This is a genomic window from Micromonospora sp. PTRAS2 (assembly GCF_054052245.1).
Genome location: NZ_JBSWBU010000007.1, coordinates 251,725 through 269,550 on the forward strand (window position 1 = coordinate 251,725; position 17,826 = coordinate 269,550).

The following is a 17,826-nucleotide window of genomic DNA, read 5'->3' on the forward strand; positions in this document are numbered from 1 at the left end:
TCCCCGTGCCGGTCGGCGTGACTCTGCGTCATGTCCCGTCGACCTCGCAGGGCATCCCGCATCCCCTTTGCTCTGCACCTATATCCGCAACACCGCCGTCTACCTGTGCACATGCGAGATCGCGGATGGCCGAGGGCCACGTCGGGCCGTCGCGCTGCGTGGAGCGTTGCGTCCGTGGGTGCAGAGCAAAGGGCCCATGGTCGGGGGTGGTACTGCCGGGGCGGACGGTCGCGTTGTGTCACGTACAACGGGCGGGTTCACGCGCGGGACGCGGCGGCCCGGCCTGGCGGCGGACCCGGCGGGGGCAGCCGGGCCCCCCGGCCAGGGCCGTCGCGGCCGGGCCGCGACACCGGGCCCGGACGGGGTGGGGTGTGCGGCGGGAGGCGACGCCGGTAACGTTGCGCCCCATCACGCCCGGCGGCCGCACCGCCGGCTCTCGGATAGGTCCGACTCTACGGAGGATGCCGGATGTCCCACGGCGGGGAAACCTTCGCGGTACGCAACGAGCCGAACGGGCGGCCGAGCTTCGAGCAGGCGTTGCGCGGCTACGACAAGCGCCAGGTCGACCGGTACGTCGAGCAGGTCGAGGCCGCGGCCTCGGCACTGACCGCCGACCGGGACCGGGCGCAGCACCAGCTGCGCAACCTGACCCTCCAGTTCCAGGCGCTGCAGGCGGAGGTGTCCGAGCTGCGCCAGCGGCCGGCGCAGGTGGACAAGGCGTCGTTCCGGGACCTGGGGCCGATGGTCGACCAGATCCTCGCGCTCGCCGAGAAGCAGGCCGCGGCGATCACGGACACCGCCGCGCAGCGGGCCGGCGACCTGCAGGCCGAGGCGGAGCGGATCCTGGTCGAGGCGCGGGAGCACGCCGCCCAGGCGCTGCACGACCTGGAGGCGGAGCTGACGGCGCGGCGCGCCGAGCAGGAGAAGGCGTACGAGGAGCGGCGTTCGGCGGCGGAGGCTCAGCTCGCGGACGTGCAGGAGCTGGTGGAGCAGCTCCGGACCGACGGTGAGGCCGCGCACGAGCAGGCCCAGCAGGAGGCGAAGCGGATCAACGAGCTGACCGCCCAGCAGGTGGAGCAGGCGCGGGCGGCGGCCGAGGCGCTGACCAAGGCGGCCCGCACCCAGATCCAGCAGGAGGTCCAGGCGGCGCGCGCGCAGAGCCAGCAGGAGCTGGCGCAGTGGCGGGTCAACGTGGAGCGGGAGATCAACGAGCGGCGGGCGGCGGCCGAGCAGGAGCTGGCCGAGCACCGGGCGGCGGCCGAGCGGGACGTGGCCGGTCAGCTCACCGCCGCCGAGGAGAAGATCGCCACCTTGATCGCCGAGGCGCAGCAGTACTCGACGGAGGTGCGCAAGCGCGCCGACGAGCAGGCGACCGCGCACCAGGAGCAGCTCACCGCCGTGCAGCAGGAGGTGGGCAGCCAGCGGCAGGCGTTGACGCAGCTGCACACCGAGCTGGACACCGCACAGCAGCAGCTCGCGCAGATCCGCCGGGAGGGCGGGGCGCTGGAGAACGAGGTCAACCAGTTGCAGCACCGCCTGGCCGAGGTCCGTCAGGAGCTCACGGCGGAGGCGAACCGGCTGGAGGAGGCGCGCACCGCCGCCGACTCGGCCGAGCGGCACGCCAAGGACGTGCGGGCCCGGGTGCAGCGGGAGGCGAAGCGGGTGGCCGACCTGGCCGCCGCGGCCGTGATGGCCGCCGCGGCCGGTGGCGGGGAAACCGCCGAGTTCCCGACGGTGAAGCCGCGGCAGCAGGTCGGCGCGGACCGCCTCGCCGCCGAGATCGGCGAGCTGAGCGAGCTGGCCGGGGCCGCCGAGCAGCCCGCCGAGGCCGCCGCGGCGGCGGCCCCGGAGTCGGCCGTCAGGTGAGGTGCCCGGCGGCGCGGGCGTCGTAGCCGGACAGCCGCCGCCCGGCGGGACGTCGTGCCGGGCGGCGGCTGTCGGCGTACGAGGTCAGCAGCCGCAGGTGTAGTACAGGATGTCCCAGTGGTTGCCTTCCTTGGTGTACAGGTTCCCGGAGGCGGACCGGTACTGGTAGCCGAAGCCGGCGATGTAGCCGACGTAGGCGAAGTGCGCCGAGATGTAGTTCTGCACGCAGGTGGTCAGGCCGATGTCGAGCTTGTAGCCGGTCCAGTGGCTGTAGGGGCCGTCGGCGTGGCCGACCTCGGTGCCGGCGGTGATGGTGATCGCGCAGCCGCTGACCCGCTTGAACGTGATGATCCCGTCGATGGTGGCCTGCCGGATGCCGTCGAACGACGTGCAGGTGGCGGTGTAGCGGTCGCTGCAGTTGCCGCTGGAGGTCCAGGAGATGCCGGCGGCCGACAACTGGGACGCGGCGCTGGAGTGGGTGATCGCCAGGGCGGGGCTGGCGAAGCCGAGCGTGACGCCGAGGGCCGCGAGCGCGGCGACGAGCAGGGTCACCGCTCGGCGGCGCAGCGTGGGGCGGGTCGTGGACATGGTTCTCCCGTATCGCCGTGGGGGTTGGATTCTTGCGATTCAGGGGGCCGGCCTTGCAGGATTTCTACCAGACATCGACGCTCATGACTAGATATGGCCCTCGGCGGGCCGGTCGGTGATCAGCTTGTCGGTACGGCCTGTTACGGTCGCGCCGCCGCTGCACCAGTCGAGCCGGAGGTTGGCGTGATCCGCTCCCACTTGTCGTCGTTCGCCGGGCTGCCCGTGCTGCCCTTCACCCCGGGGATGAAACTGCCCGACGATCCGTCGGCCGTCGCCTGGCGGCTGGAGGTCGAGGACTTCGAGGCCGAGCCCGAGGAGTTCGCGGCCCTGGTCACGGCCCTGCGCGACGAGGTGCCCGCCGACGCGGTGCGGGCGGTCGTGATCGGCGAGTGGGGCTCGGCGTACGAGCGGGCGCTGCCCGTGGAGCTGCTGATCGACGCAGCGCAGCGGTGGACGTCGCTGCGGGCGGTCTTCCTCGCCGACCTCGTCAGCGAGCAGTGCGAGATCTCCTGGCTCACGCACGGTGACGTCACCGGGCTGCTGACGGCGTACCCGTCGCTGGAGGTGCTGTGGGTGCGCGGGGCCAACGAGCTGCACCTGACCCCGGTGCGCCACACCGGCCTGCGGGAGCTGGTCTTCCAGACCGGCGGGCTGCCCGGTGCGGTGGTCCGCGCGGCCGGCGGCTGCGACCTGCCCGCGCTGGAACGCCTGGAACTGTGGCTCGGCCGGTCCGACTACGGCGGCGACACGACCACCGACGACCTCGCCGAGATCCTCGCCGGCACCCGGCTGCCGGCGCTGCGCCACCTCGCGGTCTGCAACGCCGAGGGTGCCGACCGGGTCGCCGGGGCCGTCGCCGCCGCGCCGGTGGTCGACCGGCTGGCGGTGCTCGACCTGTCCAAGGGGGTGCTCACCGACGCCGGAGCCGAGGCGCTGCTCGCCGGCCGGCCGCTGACCCACCTGCGCCGCCTCGACCTGCACCACCACTTCCTGTCCGAGGCCGCCGCCGAGCGCGTCGTCGCCGCCCTGCCCGGCGTCGAGGTCGACCTGTCGGAGCCGCAGAAGGCCGACGTCTACAACGGCCGCGAATACCGCTTCACCGCGGTCGGGGAGTGAGCCTGCGATGAGCGTCCTGTCGCACGCCGAGTCCTTCGCCGGCCTCCGGGTCGTCCAGGTCCCCGCCGACGGCCCGCTGCCCGCCGTCGACGGGCCCGTCGCCTGGCGCATCGACCACGCCGACTGGGGCGACACCAACGAACACGAGCCCTGCCCCCGCTTCCGGGACGCGTTCGACCGGTTCGTCGACGCCGTCGGCGAGTCGGTGCAGGCCCTCGTCGTCGGCAGCTGGGGGTATGCGGCGGTCAACCCCGCCCCGCTCGACCAGCTCTGCGCCGCCGCGCCGCGCCTGCCGAACCTGACGGCGCTGTTCCTCGGCGACATCGTCAGCGAGGAGTGCGAGATCTCCTGGATGCGGGTCGGCGACGTCAGCCGGCTGCTGACCGCGTACCCGAAGCTGGAGGTGCTGCGGGTGCGCGGCGGCGAGGACTTCCGGTTCTCGCCGGTGCGCCACGGGCGGCTGCGCCGCCTCGAGGTCGAGAGCGGCGGCCTGAGCGGCGACTTCGTCCGCGCGGTGCTCGACTCCGAGCTGCCCGCGCTGACCGACCTGGAGCTGTGGCTCGGCGTCGAGTACTACGGCGGCGACACGACCGTCGCCGATCTGGCCCCGCTGCTGGCCGGGCAGCGGTTCCCCGCGCTGCGCCGGCTCGGGCTGTGCAACGCCGAGCACGCCGACGAGATCGCCGAGGCCCTGGCCGCCGCGCCGGTGGCGCGGCGGCTGGAGCTGCTGGACCTGTCGCTGGGCACGCTGTCCGACCGGGGCGCGCTCGCCCTGGCCGGCGGGCAGCCGCTGACCCACCTCACGAAGCTGGACCTGAGCCACCACTACGTCTCCGACGAGGTCGTCGCGGCGGTCCGGGCCGCCGTGCCCGGCGTGACGGTGGACCTGTCCGACCCGCAGGAGCCCGACATCGACGACGACGAGGAGCACCGGTACACGGCGGTGTCGGAGTGACATGCGCCTGACCGTCGTCGGCAACCCCGACAACCGTCGCGTCGGCCTGTTCACCGCCGCCGTGCTCGCCGCCGGGCTGCCCCGCCCTGCGGTGCTGCCCTGGGCCGACGTGCTCACCGGGGCGGCCCCGCCGCCGGCCGGCGCGCTGGTGCGCGTCGACTCCCCCGGCGAGGACCCGCAGGTGGACCGGCTGCTGCGGCGGGCGGCCGCCCCGGCGCGGCACGGCGAGCTGCTCGGCCTCGCCGACGCGTACGCCGGATTGGTCGACGGCCTGGCCCGGGTCGCCGCCGGCGGCGCGGAGCTGCTCAACGACCCCGGCGACGTGGCGGCGCTGTGCGACAAGCGCCGCTGCCACGCGCGGCTGTCCGCCGCCGGGGTCGCGGTCCCGGCGGCGCTGCCTCCCATCGACGGGTACGCGTCCCTGCGGGCCGCGATGGCCGCCGCCGGGTGGGCGCGGGTGTTCGTCAAGCCGGCGCACGGCTCGTCGGCGGCCGGGGTGCTGGCCCTGGCCGTCGGCCCGCGCGGCGTGCGGGCGGTCACCCCGATCGAGGTCGCCCCGGACGGGCTGTTCAACTCGCTGCGGGTGCGCACCTACGACGACGAGGCGACCGTGGCCGCGCTCGTCGACCGGCTCGCCGCCGAGGGGCTGCACGTGGAGCGGTGGCTGCCCAAGGCGGGTCTCGGCGACCGGGTCGTCGACGTGCGGGTGGTGGTCGTCGCCGGGCGGCCCACCCACGCGGTGGTGCGGGCCGCCGCCGGGCCGCTGACCAACCTGCACCTGGGCAACGCGCGCGGCGACCTGGCCGAGCTGCGGGCCGCCGCCGGCCCGGCGGCGTGGTCGGCGGCGATGGAGACCTGCGTACGGGCCGCCGCGTGCTTCCCGCGCAGCCTGCACGTCGGGGTGGACCTGATGTTCCTGCTCGGCTGGCGGCGGCACGCGGTGGCGGAGGTCAACGCGTTCGGGGACCTGCTGCCCGGGGTGCTGGCCGACGGCCGGGACACCTACGCCGAGCAGGTGCACGCGCTGACCAGCGGCCGGTGGGAACGCTGGCGGGCCACCGCCACGGCAGCGACGGCCACCGGCATGCGCGCGGCGGAGGTGGTGGCGTGCGGGAGCTGATCGGAAGTCACGACGTCTGCCTGGTCACCCTGGACACGCTGCGCTTCGACGTGGCCGACGACCTGGCCGCCGCCGGGCGTACCCCCGCCCTCGCCCGGGTGCTGCCTGGCGGCCGGTGGGAGCGGCGGCACTCCCCCGCCAGCTTCACCTACGCCGCGCACCACGCGTTCTTCGCCGGTTTCCTGCCCACCCCGGCCGCGCCGGGGCGGCACGAGCGGCTGTACGCGGCGGCGTTCCCCGGCAGCGAGACCTCCGGCGAGCGCACCTGGGTGTTCGACGCGGCGGACCTGCCGACCGCCCTCGCGCGGGAGGGCTACCACACGCTCTGCCTGGGCGGGGTCGGCTTCTTCAACCGGCGCGGGGCGCTCGGGTCGGTGCTGCCCGGCCTGTTCGCCGAGGCGCACTGGGAGCCGGAGTTCGGCGTCACCGCCCCCGGCTGCCTGGACGCGCAGCTCGACCGGCTCGCCGAGACGCTGCACCGGGTCCCGGCGCGGCAGCCGCTGTTCACGTTCCTCAACGTCGCGGCGCTGCACCAGCCCAACCGGCACTACCTGCCCGGCGCCGACGCCGACGACCTGGCCAGCCACGCCGCCGCCCTGGAGTACGTCGACAGCCGCGTCGGACGGCTGTTCGCCCTGCTCACCGGGCGGGGGCGACCGGTGTTCACGATCGTGTGCTCCGACCACGGCACCGCGTACGGGGAGGACGGCCACACCGGCCACCGGGTCGGCCACGACGTGGTGTGGACCGTCCCGTACGCCCACTTCACCCTGCGACCGGGAGAATGGTGACCAGCAACCTCGCGGGCCTCGACGGCTCGCCGTACCAGCAGTACCTGTACGCGTACCCGCACAAGACGTCGTACCGGGCGCTGCGGCCCCGGCCGCTGCTCGCCGACGTGTGGCGGGCCGAGCCCCGCGACGCGCTGTTCCTCTACGCGCACGTGCCGTTCTGCGAGATGCGCTGCGGCTTCTGCAACCTGTTCACCCGCACCGGCGCGCCCGCCGAGCAGGTCACGGCATACCTGCGGCAGTTGCGCCGGCAGGCCGAGCGGGTCGCCGACGCCCTCGGCGGCGACGCCGGCTACGCCCGCGTGGCGTTCGGCGGCGGCACGCCGACGTACCTGACGGCCGGCGAGCTGACCGAGCTGTTCGACATCGCCACGTCGACGCTGGGCGCGCGGCTGCCCGGCGTACCGCTGTCGGTGGAGACGTCGCCGGCCACCGCGACGCCGGAGCGGCTCGCGGTGCTGGCCGCGCACGGCACGACGCGGGTGAGCATCGGCGTGCAGAGCTTCCTCGACGCCGAGGCCCGCGCCGCCGGCCGGCCGCAGCGGCGGGCGGAGGTGGAGGCGGCGCTCGGCGCGATCCGCGACGCGGCGATCCCGCTGCTCAACGTCGACCTGATCTACGGCATCGACGGGCAGACCGCCGACACGTGGCAACAGAGCCTGGAGGCGGCCCTGGCCTGGCGGCCGGAGGAGCTGTACCTCTACCCGCTGTACGTGCGCCCGCTGACCGGGCTGGGCCGGCGGGCGCACGCCCGCGCCGACTGGGACGCCCAGCGCCTCGCCCTGTACGCGCAGGCGGTGGAGGTGCTCGGCGCGGCCGGGTACCGGCAGGAGTCGATGCGGCAGTTCCGCCGCGCCGACGTGCCCGCGCCGGACGGGCCGGACTACTGCTGCCAGGACGACGGCATGGTGGGGCTGGGCTGCGGCGCGCGGTCGTACACGACGGGCCTGCACTACTCGTTCGACTACGCGGTCAGCGTGTCCGAGGTGCGGGCGGTGCTGGACGACTACCTGGCGCGCCCGGCCGGCGACTTCGCGTACGCCGAGTTCGGCTTCGCCCTCGACGGCACGGAGCAGCGCCGCCGGTGGCTGCTGAAGTCGCTGCTGCGCGCCGAGGGCGTCGACGCGGCCGCCTACGCGGCCCGGTTCGGCGCCGCGCCGGGCGAGGACTTCCCCGAGCTGGGGCGGCTGGTCGAGCGGGGCTGGGCCACCGACGGCGGGCTGCGGCTCACCCCGGCCGGGCTGGCCCGCTCCGACGCCGTCGGGCCGTGGCTGACCTCCGCCCGGGTGCGCCGCGCGATGACCGGGTACGTGCCCCGGTGAGCACGGCCGACCGGTGCGGCGCAGGCAGCGGCAGCGGGGCCAGCGGCAGCGGCCTGGCGATCCTCTACCGGGGCCCCCTGGCCAGCTGCAACTACGACTGCCCGTACTGCCCGTTCGCGAAGCGGCGCGACCCGCCGGACGTGCTGGCCGCCGACCGGGCGGCCCTGGAGCGGTTCACCGGCTGGGTGGCCGCGACCACCGACGTGCGGCTGTCGGTGCTGTTCACCCCGTGGGGCGAGGGGCTGACCCGCCGCTGGTACCGGGAGGCGATGGTGGCGCTGTCGCACCTGCCGCACGTCGACCGGGTGGTCATCCAGACCAACCTGGCCGCCCGGGTGGACTGGCTGGCCGACGCCGACCCGGCCCGGGCCGCGCTGTGGACGACGTACCACCCGGGGCAGGTCACCCGGGAGCGGTTCCTGGCCCGCTGCGCCCGCCTGGTCGAGCTGGGGGTGCGGTTCTCCGTCGGGGTGGTGGGGCTGCCGGAGCACCTCGACGAGGCGCGGGCGCTGCGCGCGGCGCTCCCGCCGCACGTCTACCTGTGGGTCAACGCCGCCGACGGCCACCGCTACGACGCCGCGCAGGAGGCGGCCTGGACGGCGCTGGACCCGCTGTTCGGCTACAGCGTGCGCCCGCACCTGTCGCTGGACCGGCCCTGCCACGCCGGGGAGACGGCGATCTCCGTGCGGGGCGACGGGACGGTGCGCCGCTGCCACTTCGTCGACGAGCCCATCGGCAACCTGTACGACGGCTCGTGGCGGGCCGCGCTGCGGCCCCGCACCTGCGTGAACGGGGCCTGCGACTGCCACATCGGGTACGTCCACCTCAAGCCGCTCGGGCTGCGCGACGTGTTCGCCGGTGGGCTGCTGGAACGCATCCCCGCCGGCTGGCCGCCCGGCTGAACGTCCCCGGCCGGGGCCGGTTCGGCCCGGCCGGGCCGGCGGTCAGGCCCGCAGGGTGTGGCTGGGTGGCCGGCCGTAGGCCCGCCGGTACGCCTCGGCGAAGCGGCCCGGGTTGCCCCAGCCCCACCGGCGGGCGATCGCCGCGACCGACGCGCCCCCGGTCGGGTCGGCGTCGACGAGGTCCCGGTGTGCGCGGTCCAGCCGGACCCGGCGCAGGTGGGTCGTGGGGCTGACGCCGAGGTGCCGCGCGAACGCGGCCTGGAGCCCGCGCGGGCCGACCCCGCAGACCTGCGCGATCTGCGCCAGGGTGATCGGCTCGGCGGCGTGGGCCTCGATGTAGGCCACGGCCCGCCGGACCACGGCCGGCTCCACCCGGCGCGGCCCCGGCACGTAACCGGCCGTCATGGTGGTGTTGGGGAACACGGCCAGCGCGGTGGTCGCCACGTGCTCGGCGAGGCTGGCCCGGATGAGCGGGTGCGCCAGCGTCTCGTCCGCCGCCGCGGCTTGCGCGTCGAGGAACGCCGACAGCCCCACCCAGGCGCGCGCCATGGCGGCGGAGACGGGGGCCATCCCCTCGAACCGGAAGTCGGCCACGGCGACGTCGGTGCGGGTGGCGGCGACGCGGGCGACGTGCGCGGTCGACAGCCGCACCACGCTGGCGGTGACGTCGCTCCACTGCATGATCATGGGCGAGTTGTGGAACCGGCCCACCGCGCCCGGCGGCAGGGCCAGCTCGTCGCGGCCGACCCGCCAGTGGTACCACCCGCGCCGCACGTGCACCGCCAGGAAGCCCGAGTAGGGCTCCGTCCACGACCGGGCGTCCATCGAGTGCACGATCTGGTCGACACCGAGCTCTCCCGCCTGGGTGGTGGCGAGCCGGAACCGGAAGCCGAGGGCGCTGCCGGCGAACCGGGGGCGGTGGGCGGAGTACTGCGCGGCGATGGTGTGGTGGGCGAGGTCGGGATCCCGGGTCGTGACCTCGTCGTGGACCACCGGTGCCGAACCCCCCGCATCCACGCCGTCACCTGCACGCACGTCGCCTCCCCATCGCCGCGTTCCACGTCCACAACGCACCGGATCCGAGCGGCGTTACGGGTGGCCGGGCGTCGATATCGGAAGACGTGAGATCCGTCCACCGGCCGGGACGGCGACCCGCCGCCGGCCGGCGCCGCAGGCAGGCCGGCTAGCTTGGGCGGCCGGTGCGGACGCCGGCCGGCGCCGCCGGGGGCCGGCAGGTCGGGAAGGGGTACGGCACGTGCGAGACGACTTCCCGCGCCACCTGGCCAAGGAGCTGGACGCCGCGGACCCCCTCGCGGACCTGCGTGACCGGTTCGTGATCGCCGACGACGACCTGATCTACCTCGACGGCAACTCCCTGGGCCGGCTGCCGGCGGCCACCCCGGCGCACCTGGACCGGCTGGTCCGCCAGGGCTGGGGCGACGGGCTCGTCCGGTCCTGGCCCACCTGGATCGAGTGGGGCCGGCGCATCGGCGACCGGCTCGCCGCGCACGCCCTCGGCGCGCGTCCCGGCGAGGTGGTCGTCTCCGACTCCACGTCGGTGAACCTCTACAAGCTCGCCGCCGCCGCGCTGGACGCCGCTGGCGACCGCCGCACGGTGCTGGTGGACGCCGAGGACTTCCCCACCGACCGGTACGTCCTGGAGGGGCTGGCCGCCGCGCGCGGGCTGACGCTGCGGCTGCTCCCCTCCGACCTCGACGAGGGGCTGCGGCTCGACGAGCTGCGCGCCGCGCTCGACGGGGACGTCGCGCTGGTGGTGCTGTCGGCGGTGGCCTACCGGTCGGGGGCGCTGCTGGACATGGCGGCCGTCAACGCCGCCGCCCGGCAGGTCGGCGCGACGGTGCTGTGGGACCTGTCGCACGCCGTCGGGTCGGTGCCGATCGAGCTGGCCGCCACCGGCGCGGACCTCGCGGTCGGCTGCACGTACAAGTACCTCAACGGCGGCCCGGGCGCGCCGGCCTTCCTGTACGTGCGCCGCGAGCTGCAGTCCCGGCTGCGCCAGCCGATCCAGGGCTGGTTCGGCCGGCGCGACCAGTTCGGCATGGGTCCCGGCTACGACCCGGCCCCCGACCTGGACCGGTTCCTGGTCGGCACCCCGTCGATCCTCGCCCTCGCGCCGCTCGACCCGGCGCTGGACGTGCTCGCCGAGGCCGGCATCGACCGGGTCCGCGCCAAGGGCCGCCGCCTCGGCGAGCTGATCGTGACGCTGGCCGAGGCGTGGCTGACCCCGTACGGCTTCCGGGTGGCCTCCCCGCGCGAGGCCGACCGGCGCGGCAGCCACGTCTGCCTGCACCACCCGGAGGCGCTGCGGATCTCCCGCGCCCTGGCCGAGGCGGGCGTGGTGGGCGACTACCGGGCCCCCGACCGGCTGCGGCTGGGGCCCGCGCCCCTCTACACCCGCTATGTCGACGTGTGGGACGCCCTGGACCGGCTGCGGGGCCTGGCCGAGCGGCGCGGCTGGGAACGGGTGCCGGGCGGGCCGTCGCGGGTCACCTGAGCGTGTCGGCGGCGCGGGGCAGGGCGAACCAGACCTCGGTCCCGCCGCCCGGCGGGGACTCGATGCCGACCCTCCCGCCGTGGGCGGCGACGATGCCGGCGACGATGGCCAGGCCCAGCCCGCTGCCGCCGCCGCGCCCCGGCTCGGCCTGGGTGAACCGGTCGAACGCCCGCTCGGCGAGCGCGGCGTCGACGCCCGGCCCGCCGTCGGTGACCCGGACCGTGACGCCGTCGGCGTCGGGCTCGACGGCGACGGTGACGGGGGCGTCGGCCGGGGTGTGGGCGCGCACGTTGGCCAGCAGGTTGGCCAGCACCTGCCGCAGGGCGTGCTCGTCGCCGGTGACCGGCACGGGCGTGGGCGCCAGCAGCCGGGCGGGCCGGCCGGGCTGGGCGGCGAGCAGGTCGGCGACGGAGTCGCGGGCCAGCACCGCCAGGTCCACCCGGTCGTGCCGCAGCTGCGGCTCGGCGTCGAGGCGGGCCAGGTAGAACAGGTCGTCGAGGATGCGGCCCATCCGGACGGCCTCGTCCTCGCTGCGGGCCAGCACCTCCGCCCGACGGCCGGGCTCGACCATGTCGTGCCGCAGGATCTGCAGGTAGCCGCGGATCGAGGTCAGCGGGGTGCGCAGCTCGTGGGAGGCGTCGGCGGCGAAGTCCCGCAGCCGCTGCTCCGAGCGGGTGCGGGCGGCGATCGCCGCCTGGAGCCGGGTGAGCATGCCGTTGACCGCGAGGGTGAGCCGGTCCACCTCCGTGCGCGGATCGGCGACCCGCACGCCGTCCAGGGGGACCCGGCGGTCGAGGTCGCCGTCGGAGATGGCGGTCGCGGTGGCGGTGATCCGGTCCAGCGGGCGCAGCCCCCGCACCAGCAGCAGCCGCGCGGAGCCGGCCAGCAGGAGCAGCACCGCCGCGCCGCCGGCCAGCTCGACCAGCACCAGCCGGCGCACGGTCTGCGTCACCGGGGCCAGCGGCAGCGCGATGAGCACGACGGCCTCGCCGGCGCGTACGGTGACCACCCGCCACCGGCCGTCCAGGGTGACCGGCGCCGACGGGCCGTCGGCGGGCGGCGCCGGCGACAGGTCGAGCAGCGGGGTGGCCGGCGGGGTCGCCGCCGAGAACCGGGTGAGCGTGCCGCGGTGGCGGATCTCCACCAGGTAGTCCGACGGCGCGACGGCGGCCCGGACCGTGCCGGGGGGCTGGCCGGCGAGCTGCTTCACCCGGGTGGCGACGACGGCGGCGGCGGAGCGCAGCTGGTCGTCGGTGCGCTGCATCAGGTACGCCTGCAGCGCCAGCGCGCTGACCAGCCCGGCGGACACCAGCGCGGTCGCGGTGAGCCCGACCAGGCCGAGCAGCAGGCTGCGGCGCAGTGGCAGCCGGTTCACCCGGGCGCACGCAGGGCGTAGCCGAAGCCGCGCCGGGTCTCGATCAGGGGCGGCCCGAGCGGGTCCAGCTTGCGCCGCAGGTAGCCGATGTAGGTGTCGACGACGTTCGACGCGCCGTCGAAGTCGTAGCGCCACACGGCGTCGAGGATCTGGGCGCGGGAGAGCACCCGGCCGGGGTTGAGCATGAGGTGGCGCAGCAGCTTGAACTCCGTCGGCGACAGCGACAGCAGCCGGCCGCCCCGGCGGACCTCGCAGGTCTCCTCGTCGAGTTCGAGGTCGGCGTAGCGGAGCACGCCGGTGGCGGGCACGGGGGCGGAGCCGATGCGGCGCAGCACCGCCCGCACCCGCGCGACCAGTTCCTCGACCGAGAACGGCTTGGTGACGTAGTCGTCTCCGCCGTAGGTGAGGCCGGCGATCCGGTCGCGCGGGGCGTCGCGGGCGGTGAGGAAGACGATGCCGATCTCGTGGCCGGCGGCCCGCAGCGACCGGCACACCTCGAACCCGTCGCCGTCGGGCAGCAGCACGTCGAGGACGACGAGCCGGGGGCGGCTCTCCCCGGCGCGGCGCAGCGCCTCGGCCGCGGTGGTCGCGGTCACCACGTCGAAGCCGTGGAACCGCAGCACGGTGGCGAGCATGTCGACGATGTTGGGCTGGTCGTCGACGACCAGGACCCGGACGGCGGCGGCGTTCATCTCGACGGATCAGACCACGGGCGGCTGGGAATTCGATGAGAGTCCGGCGAGAGCCTGCGCCTTGTCCGGCTCGGGGGCGGGCCGGCGCCGGCGGCCCGGGTGCCACCAGTTGGCCCGGCCGAGCAGCGCCATCGTCGCCGGCACCAGCAGCCCCCGGACCACGGTGGCGTCCACCGCCACGGCGACCGCCATGCCGAGGCCGAACATCTTGATCACCGGGTCGGTGTGCAGGACGAAGCCCGCGAAGACGGTCACCATGATCAGCGCGGCGGAGGTGATCACGCGGCCCGTGCCGGCGAGCCCGTCGCGGACGGCGACCCGGTTGTCGCCGGTCGCCCGCCACGCCTCCTGCACGGCGCTGAGCAGGAACACCTCGTAGTCCATGGAGAGGCCGAACAGCAGCGCGAACAGCATCATCGGCACGTAGCTCTCCACGGGCACCGGCCCGGACAGGCCGGTCAGCTCCACCCCCCAGCCCCAGGAGAAGACGGCCGTCAGCACCCCGTACGCGGCGCCGATCGAGACCAGGTTCATCACGGCGGCCTTGACCGCCACCACGGGGGCGCGGAACGCCACGTACAGCAGGACGGTGGACAGCCCGACGACCACGGCGATCACCCACGGCATCCGGTCCCGGACGCGGTCGGCCAGGTCGGCGCGGGTGGCGGTGGCCCCGCCGACGTGCACCTGCACGCCGTCGACCCGCACGTCGCGCAGGTCGGCGACCAGGGCGGCGGTGGCGGGGTCGCTGGGGCCGGTGTCCGGCTGCACGCTGGCCGTGGCGACCCGGCCGCCGTCGGCGAGGCGCACCGGGGCCACCGACGCGACGCCGGGCGTGGCGGCCAGCTCGCGGGTCAGCTCGACGAGCCGGGGGTCGGCGGTGCCGGCGGCCGGCGGGTCGACGGCGGCGACCACGTTGAGCGGGCCGTTGACGCCGGGGCCGAAGCCCTCGGCGAGCAGGTCGAAGCTGGTGCGGGTGGCGCTGCCCGGCGGGTCGTCGCCGGCGTCGAGCTGGCCGAGGGTGAGCGTGGCGGCGGGTGCGGCGAGCACGGCGAGCAGCGCGGCGGCGAGCAGGGCCCACCGCCAGGGGCGGCGGGTCACCCGCTCGGCCTGCCGGGCCCAGCCGGAGCCGCCGTCGGCGGCGCGGCGGCGCAGGCGCAGCGGCAGCGCGTCGAGGCGGGGGCCGAGCACGGCCAGCAGGGCCGGCAGGAGGGTCACCGCGCCGAGCACGGCCACCACGACCACCAGGCCGGCGGTCCAGCCCAGCGTGCCGAGGATGGGCACGCCGGCCACGGCGAGGCCGCCGAGGGCGATGACCACCGTGCCGCCGGCGAACACGACCGCCGCGCCGGCGGTGCCCATGGCGGCGACCAGCGCCTCGTCGGCCGGCGTGCCGGCGGCCCGCAGCGCCCGGTAGCGGGTGATCAGGAACAGGGCGTAGTCGATGCCGACGCCCAGCCCGATCATCGTGGCCAGGTTGCCGGCCACCGACGGCACGGACACCAGGTGGCCGGCGAGGCCGACCGTGGCGAGCGCGCACCCCAGGGTGAACAGCGCGGTGACCAGCGGGACGGCTGCGGCGACCAGGCCTCCGAAGGCGAACAGCAGCACCACGGCGGCGACGAGCAGCCCGACGGCCTCGGCGGTGTGCGAGCCGCCCCGCTCGGCCGCCGTGGCGAGCACCCCGCCCGGCACCGTCTCGACGCCCGCGTCGCGGGCCGGCTGCGCCGCGTCCAGCACCGCTCCGCTGAGCGCCTTGTCCACCTCGCGGGCGGGCACGTCGAGGCGCACGGTGAGGTAGCCGGTGCGGCCGTCGGGGCTGAGGGTGCCGGCGCGGGCGTCGACGCCGTCGACCCGGGTCACGTGCTCCACGGCGGCGAGCGCGGCGGCGCTGCGCTCCAGCGCCGCCCGGCGGTCCGGCTCGTCGAGGCGGCCGGTGTCGACGTGCACCACGACCTGGCCGCTGCTGGCGGGGCCGCCGCCGCGTTCACTCAGGTCGCGGGCGAGCTGGGCGTCGCTGCCGGGCAGGGCCACATCGTTGTCGACCGGCCGGCCGAAGGCGGCGACGCCGCCGACCAGCGCGACCGCGAGCAGCAGCCAGGCGGCGAGGACCCGCCACGGCCGGCGTACGCACCAGCCGCCCAGCCGCTTGAGCGTCCGGTGGGTCCAACCGTCGGTACGGGCGTGCATCAGTTTCCTCCGCAGGTGCCGGCGCGGCGGCCGTCGCCGCCCCCGGGCAGGGTCAGGTCGTGTCCGGTCAGGCGCAGCCGCAGGCCGTCGTCGGCGACGTCGACGCCCTGCCAGCTCAGGCCGGCGGGCAGCGCGGGCAGCGGCCGGGACAGGTCGCGGCCACCGGTGAGCCGCTCCACCAGCTTGGCACCGGCGGGCCGCCGCATGCCCAACACCTCGATCTCGGTGGGGGTGACGGTCAGCCGGCCGGCGTCGATCGCGGGCCGGGCGAGCACGGTGACCGGAAGCTGCTGCCCGGCCATCGGCGCGGTGGTCTCGACGGCGAGCAGCCCGCCGACGCCCCGGTACTGCACCGGGCGCTCGCCGACCGTGCCGGGCAGCGCGTCGAAGCCGACGCGGATCCGCAGGTCCAGCGCGCCGACGCGGGCCGGCTGCTCGCCGGGCAGCCGCACCTGGGACAGCTCGGCGTCCACCTCGGCGGCCCGCACGTCGCCGCGCGTGACGTCGGCGGCCCGCACGCTCACCCGGCCGAGCTCACCGGTGAGCACGCCGGGCAGCACGGGGAACCCGCCGAGGTCGACCGTGGGCGACCGGTCGAGGCCGGCGGCGCAGGCCAGCCGGTCGGACAGCCGCTGCGCCGCCGTCCGCGCGACCCACCGGTCGGCCACCACCGCGACCGTCGCAAGGACCGCCACGCAGGCGGCGGCCAGCAGGGCGGCTCGTCGCCGCCGGATGATTCGCAATCGCACCGGTAGAGCAGAACAGGCCGGTCTGGACCCACCACCCGAGGACGATGAGAGAAACGTGGGAGTTCGGGGTGGCCCACCTGCGGGGCCGCCCCCGACGGGGGCTGGCCGCCGCGGGGGTGGGGAGGCTACCAGTCGAGGCCGAGGGTGGCGACGTAGTCGCCGAGCCGGTCGGCGATGAGCCGGTCGTCGGCGACCGAGTAGTGCCAGTGGCAGCCCAGGAGGTCCAGGCCGGCGTCGTCGAGGTGCCAGTAGCGGACCTTGGCGTCGCCGGCGGCGTTGCGGTCACCGACGACCTGCCGGGCCTTGTCCCCGAAGAGGCTCGTGCCGACGACCACGATCGTCGTGCCCGCGCCGTAGCGGGCCCGCAGCTTCTCCAGGAACGCCACGTACGTGGCGCGGTAGGCGGCGGCCAGGCTCGCGTCCGTCCACGGCTCGCCGCTGTTGATCGGGGTGGAGAAGTCGTTGGTGCCGAGGTCGACCACGACGAGCTGCGGACGCCACGTGGCGGGCCGGTCCCAGACGTCGCCGTCGACGTGCAGCAGCGCCCGGTCGTAGTAGGTGCCGTAGCCGACGCCCGGCGAGCCGCCGTTGTAGTTGCGCACCATGCCGATGCCGGAGTAGGCGTTGACCTGGTAGTCGGCGTTCAGCTCGCGGGCGGTCAGCGCGCCGAAGCTGAGGTCGGTGTTGGTGGTGCGGGTGACCTGGTCGCCGGTGCAGTCGCGGGTGCCGGAGGTGTTGCCGTAGCCGACGGTCAGCGAGTCGCCGATGAACTCGACCTGCCGGGTGCGGGCGGCGGGCCGGTCGAGGATGGCCCCGCCTGCGGCGGCGACGAGGCCGCCGAACGCGCTGGCGCTCCACGGGCTCTCGGTGCGCTTGACGAGCCGTACGCTGTGCTCGCCGGCGGCGAGCCCGTCGATCCAGCGGGTGGTCGTGCCGGGCTTGACCAGGGTGGCGACGACCTTGCCGTCGACCGCGACGTCGTAGTCGTTGGCGGCGTCGTCGAAGACGAGCCCGACGCCGGTGCCCCGGAAGCGGCCCTCGAAGTAGATGCCGGGCCAGCTGTACTGCACGGTCTGCCCGGCGGTCACGACCCGGCCGGCGGTGTGGGTCTGCGCCAGCACGCCGGACGGCCCACCCGGGTCGCCGGGGTCGCCCGGGTCGTCGCCGCCGCAGGTGGTGCCGTTGAGGGCGAAGCCGGTCGGGGCCGGGTTGGCCGCGCCGAACGAGCCCATCACCCCGAAGGTGGTGCCGCCGCCGGTGGCCAGGCCGCCGTTCCACGCCGCGTTGCGGGCCGTCACCTGCGTGCCGGCCTGGGTGACGGTGGCGTTCCACGCCTGCGTCACCCGCTGGCCCGAGGGGTAGGACCAGGTCAGCGTCCAGGCGGTGACCGGGGCGCCCAGATTGGTGACGGTGACGTCGGCGGTGAAACCCCCGGACCACTGCCCGCCGACGCGGTAGGTGACGGCGCAGCCGGCCGCCGCGGCCTGTGCGGGCACGGCGGCGGTGACGGCGGCGGTCGCGCCGAGCATCAACGCGGTCAGCACCGCGGTCGCTCCCCTGGTTCCCACGCGTTTCCCCTCGCTGGTCCGACGGCGGTCGAGTCGACCGTTAGTCTGATATCCAAACAAACTAATCGACGGTCGTG

Annotated in this window: 15 protein-coding genes; 8 read left to right on the plus strand and 7 right to left on the minus strand. The window is 75.9% G+C overall.

Annotation, left to right across the window (positions count from 1 at the left end):
* Window positions 1-468: 468 nt before the first annotated feature.
* Window positions 469-1,866, plus strand: coding sequence for a hypothetical protein (locus ACVMYR_RS22545; protein WP_431895048.1), 1,398 nt, complete (start codon window positions 469-471; stop codon window positions 1,864-1,866).
* Between the two features lie 84 nt (window positions 1,867-1,950).
* Here ACVMYR_RS22545 and ACVMYR_RS22550 read toward each other — a convergent pair whose 3' ends face one another.
* Complete coding sequence (locus ACVMYR_RS22550) at window positions 1,951-2,454, minus strand: hypothetical protein (protein ID WP_077940213.1); 504 nt, start codon at window positions 2,452-2,454, stop codon at window positions 1,951-1,953.
* Window positions 2,455-2,637: 183 nt separating this feature from the next.
* Between ACVMYR_RS22550 and ACVMYR_RS22555 the strand changes: the two genes are divergently transcribed.
* Genes ACVMYR_RS22555 through ACVMYR_RS22580 form a run of 6 tightly spaced genes read left to right on the plus strand, consistent with a single transcriptional unit; the run spans window position 2,638 to window position 8,660 of the window.
* The gene (locus tag ACVMYR_RS22555) at window positions 2,638-3,570 is read left to right on the plus strand and encodes an STM4015 family protein (RefSeq protein ID WP_431895050.1); all 933 of its coding nucleotides are present in this window, start codon (window positions 2,638-2,640) and stop codon (window positions 3,568-3,570) included.
* Window positions 3,571-3,577: 7 nt separating this feature from the next.
* Window positions 3,578-4,525 (plus strand): STM4015 family protein, encoded by a 948-nt coding sequence (locus tag ACVMYR_RS22560; RefSeq protein WP_431895052.1) that lies wholly within the window; start codon window positions 3,578-3,580, stop codon window positions 4,523-4,525.
* 1 nt (window position 4,526) lies between these two features.
* Window positions 4,527-5,645 (plus strand): STM4014 family protein, encoded by a 1,119-nt coding sequence (locus tag ACVMYR_RS22565; RefSeq protein WP_431895054.1) that lies wholly within the window; start codon window positions 4,527-4,529, stop codon window positions 5,643-5,645.
* Complete coding sequence (locus ACVMYR_RS22570) at window positions 5,633-6,436, plus strand: STM4013/SEN3800 family hydrolase (RefSeq protein WP_457122650.1); 804 nt, start codon at window positions 5,633-5,635, stop codon at window positions 6,434-6,436. Before ACVMYR_RS22565 ends, ACVMYR_RS22570 begins: the two co-directional genes overlap by 13 nt.
* Window positions 6,433-7,758 (plus strand): STM4012 family radical SAM protein, encoded by a 1,326-nt coding sequence (locus ACVMYR_RS22575; RefSeq protein ID WP_457122651.1) that lies wholly within the window; start codon window positions 6,433-6,435, stop codon window positions 7,756-7,758. The genes ACVMYR_RS22570 and ACVMYR_RS22575 overlap by 4 nt, the downstream gene beginning before the upstream one ends.
* On the plus strand, window positions 7,755-8,660 hold the full coding sequence (locus tag ACVMYR_RS22580; protein WP_077940207.1) for an STM4011 family radical SAM protein: 906 nt from the start codon (window positions 7,755-7,757) through the stop codon (window positions 8,658-8,660). Before ACVMYR_RS22575 ends, ACVMYR_RS22580 begins: the two co-directional genes overlap by 4 nt.
* A gap of 42 nt (window positions 8,661-8,702) precedes the next feature.
* On the opposite strand, the gene ACVMYR_RS22585 is transcribed toward ACVMYR_RS22580, so the two are convergent.
* The gene (locus ACVMYR_RS22585; RefSeq protein WP_457122652.1) at window positions 8,703-9,695 is read right to left on the minus strand and encodes a helix-turn-helix transcriptional regulator; all 993 of its coding nucleotides are present in this window, start codon (window positions 9,693-9,695) and stop codon (window positions 8,703-8,705) included.
* A gap of 220 nt (window positions 9,696-9,915) precedes the next feature.
* Between ACVMYR_RS22585 and kynU the strand changes: the two genes are divergently transcribed.
* Window positions 9,916-11,175, plus strand: coding sequence for a kynureninase (gene kynU, locus ACVMYR_RS22590; protein ID WP_431895061.1), 1,260 nt, complete (start codon window positions 9,916-9,918; stop codon window positions 11,173-11,175).
* Here the strand turns inward: kynU and ACVMYR_RS22595 are convergent.
* The 5 genes from ACVMYR_RS22595 to ACVMYR_RS22615 all read right to left on the minus strand — a co-directional run bounded on the left by ACVMYR_RS22595 (window position 11,168) and on the right by ACVMYR_RS22615 (window position 17,749).
* Window positions 11,168-12,550 carry a sensor histidine kinase gene (locus ACVMYR_RS22595; RefSeq protein ID WP_198956774.1) on the minus strand — a complete coding sequence of 461 codons (1,383 nt, stop codon included), beginning with the start codon at window positions 12,548-12,550 and terminating at the stop codon, window positions 11,168-11,170. The genes kynU and ACVMYR_RS22595 overlap by 8 nt on opposite strands.
* Entirely contained in the window at window positions 12,547-13,242 is a 696-nt protein-coding gene (locus ACVMYR_RS22600) for a response regulator transcription factor (RefSeq protein ID WP_043969013.1), read from the minus strand. The genes ACVMYR_RS22595 and ACVMYR_RS22600 overlap by 4 nt, the downstream gene beginning before the upstream one ends.
* A gap of 9 nt (window positions 13,243-13,251) precedes the next feature.
* Complete coding sequence (locus ACVMYR_RS22605) at window positions 13,252-15,432, minus strand: MMPL family transporter (RefSeq protein WP_457122653.1); 2,181 nt, start codon at window positions 15,430-15,432, stop codon at window positions 13,252-13,254.
* The gene (locus tag ACVMYR_RS22610; protein ID WP_457122654.1) at window positions 15,432-16,181 is read right to left on the minus strand and encodes an LmeA family phospholipid-binding protein; all 750 of its coding nucleotides are present in this window, start codon (window positions 16,179-16,181) and stop codon (window positions 15,432-15,434) included. The genes ACVMYR_RS22605 and ACVMYR_RS22610 overlap by 1 nt, the downstream gene beginning before the upstream one ends.
* Before the next feature lie 125 nt (window positions 16,182-16,306).
* Window positions 16,307-17,749, minus strand: a complete 1,443-nt coding sequence (locus ACVMYR_RS22615; RefSeq protein WP_457122655.1) for a cellulose binding domain-containing protein — start codon at window positions 17,747-17,749, stop codon at window positions 16,307-16,309.
* Between the last annotated feature and the right edge of the window lie 77 nt (window positions 17,750-17,826).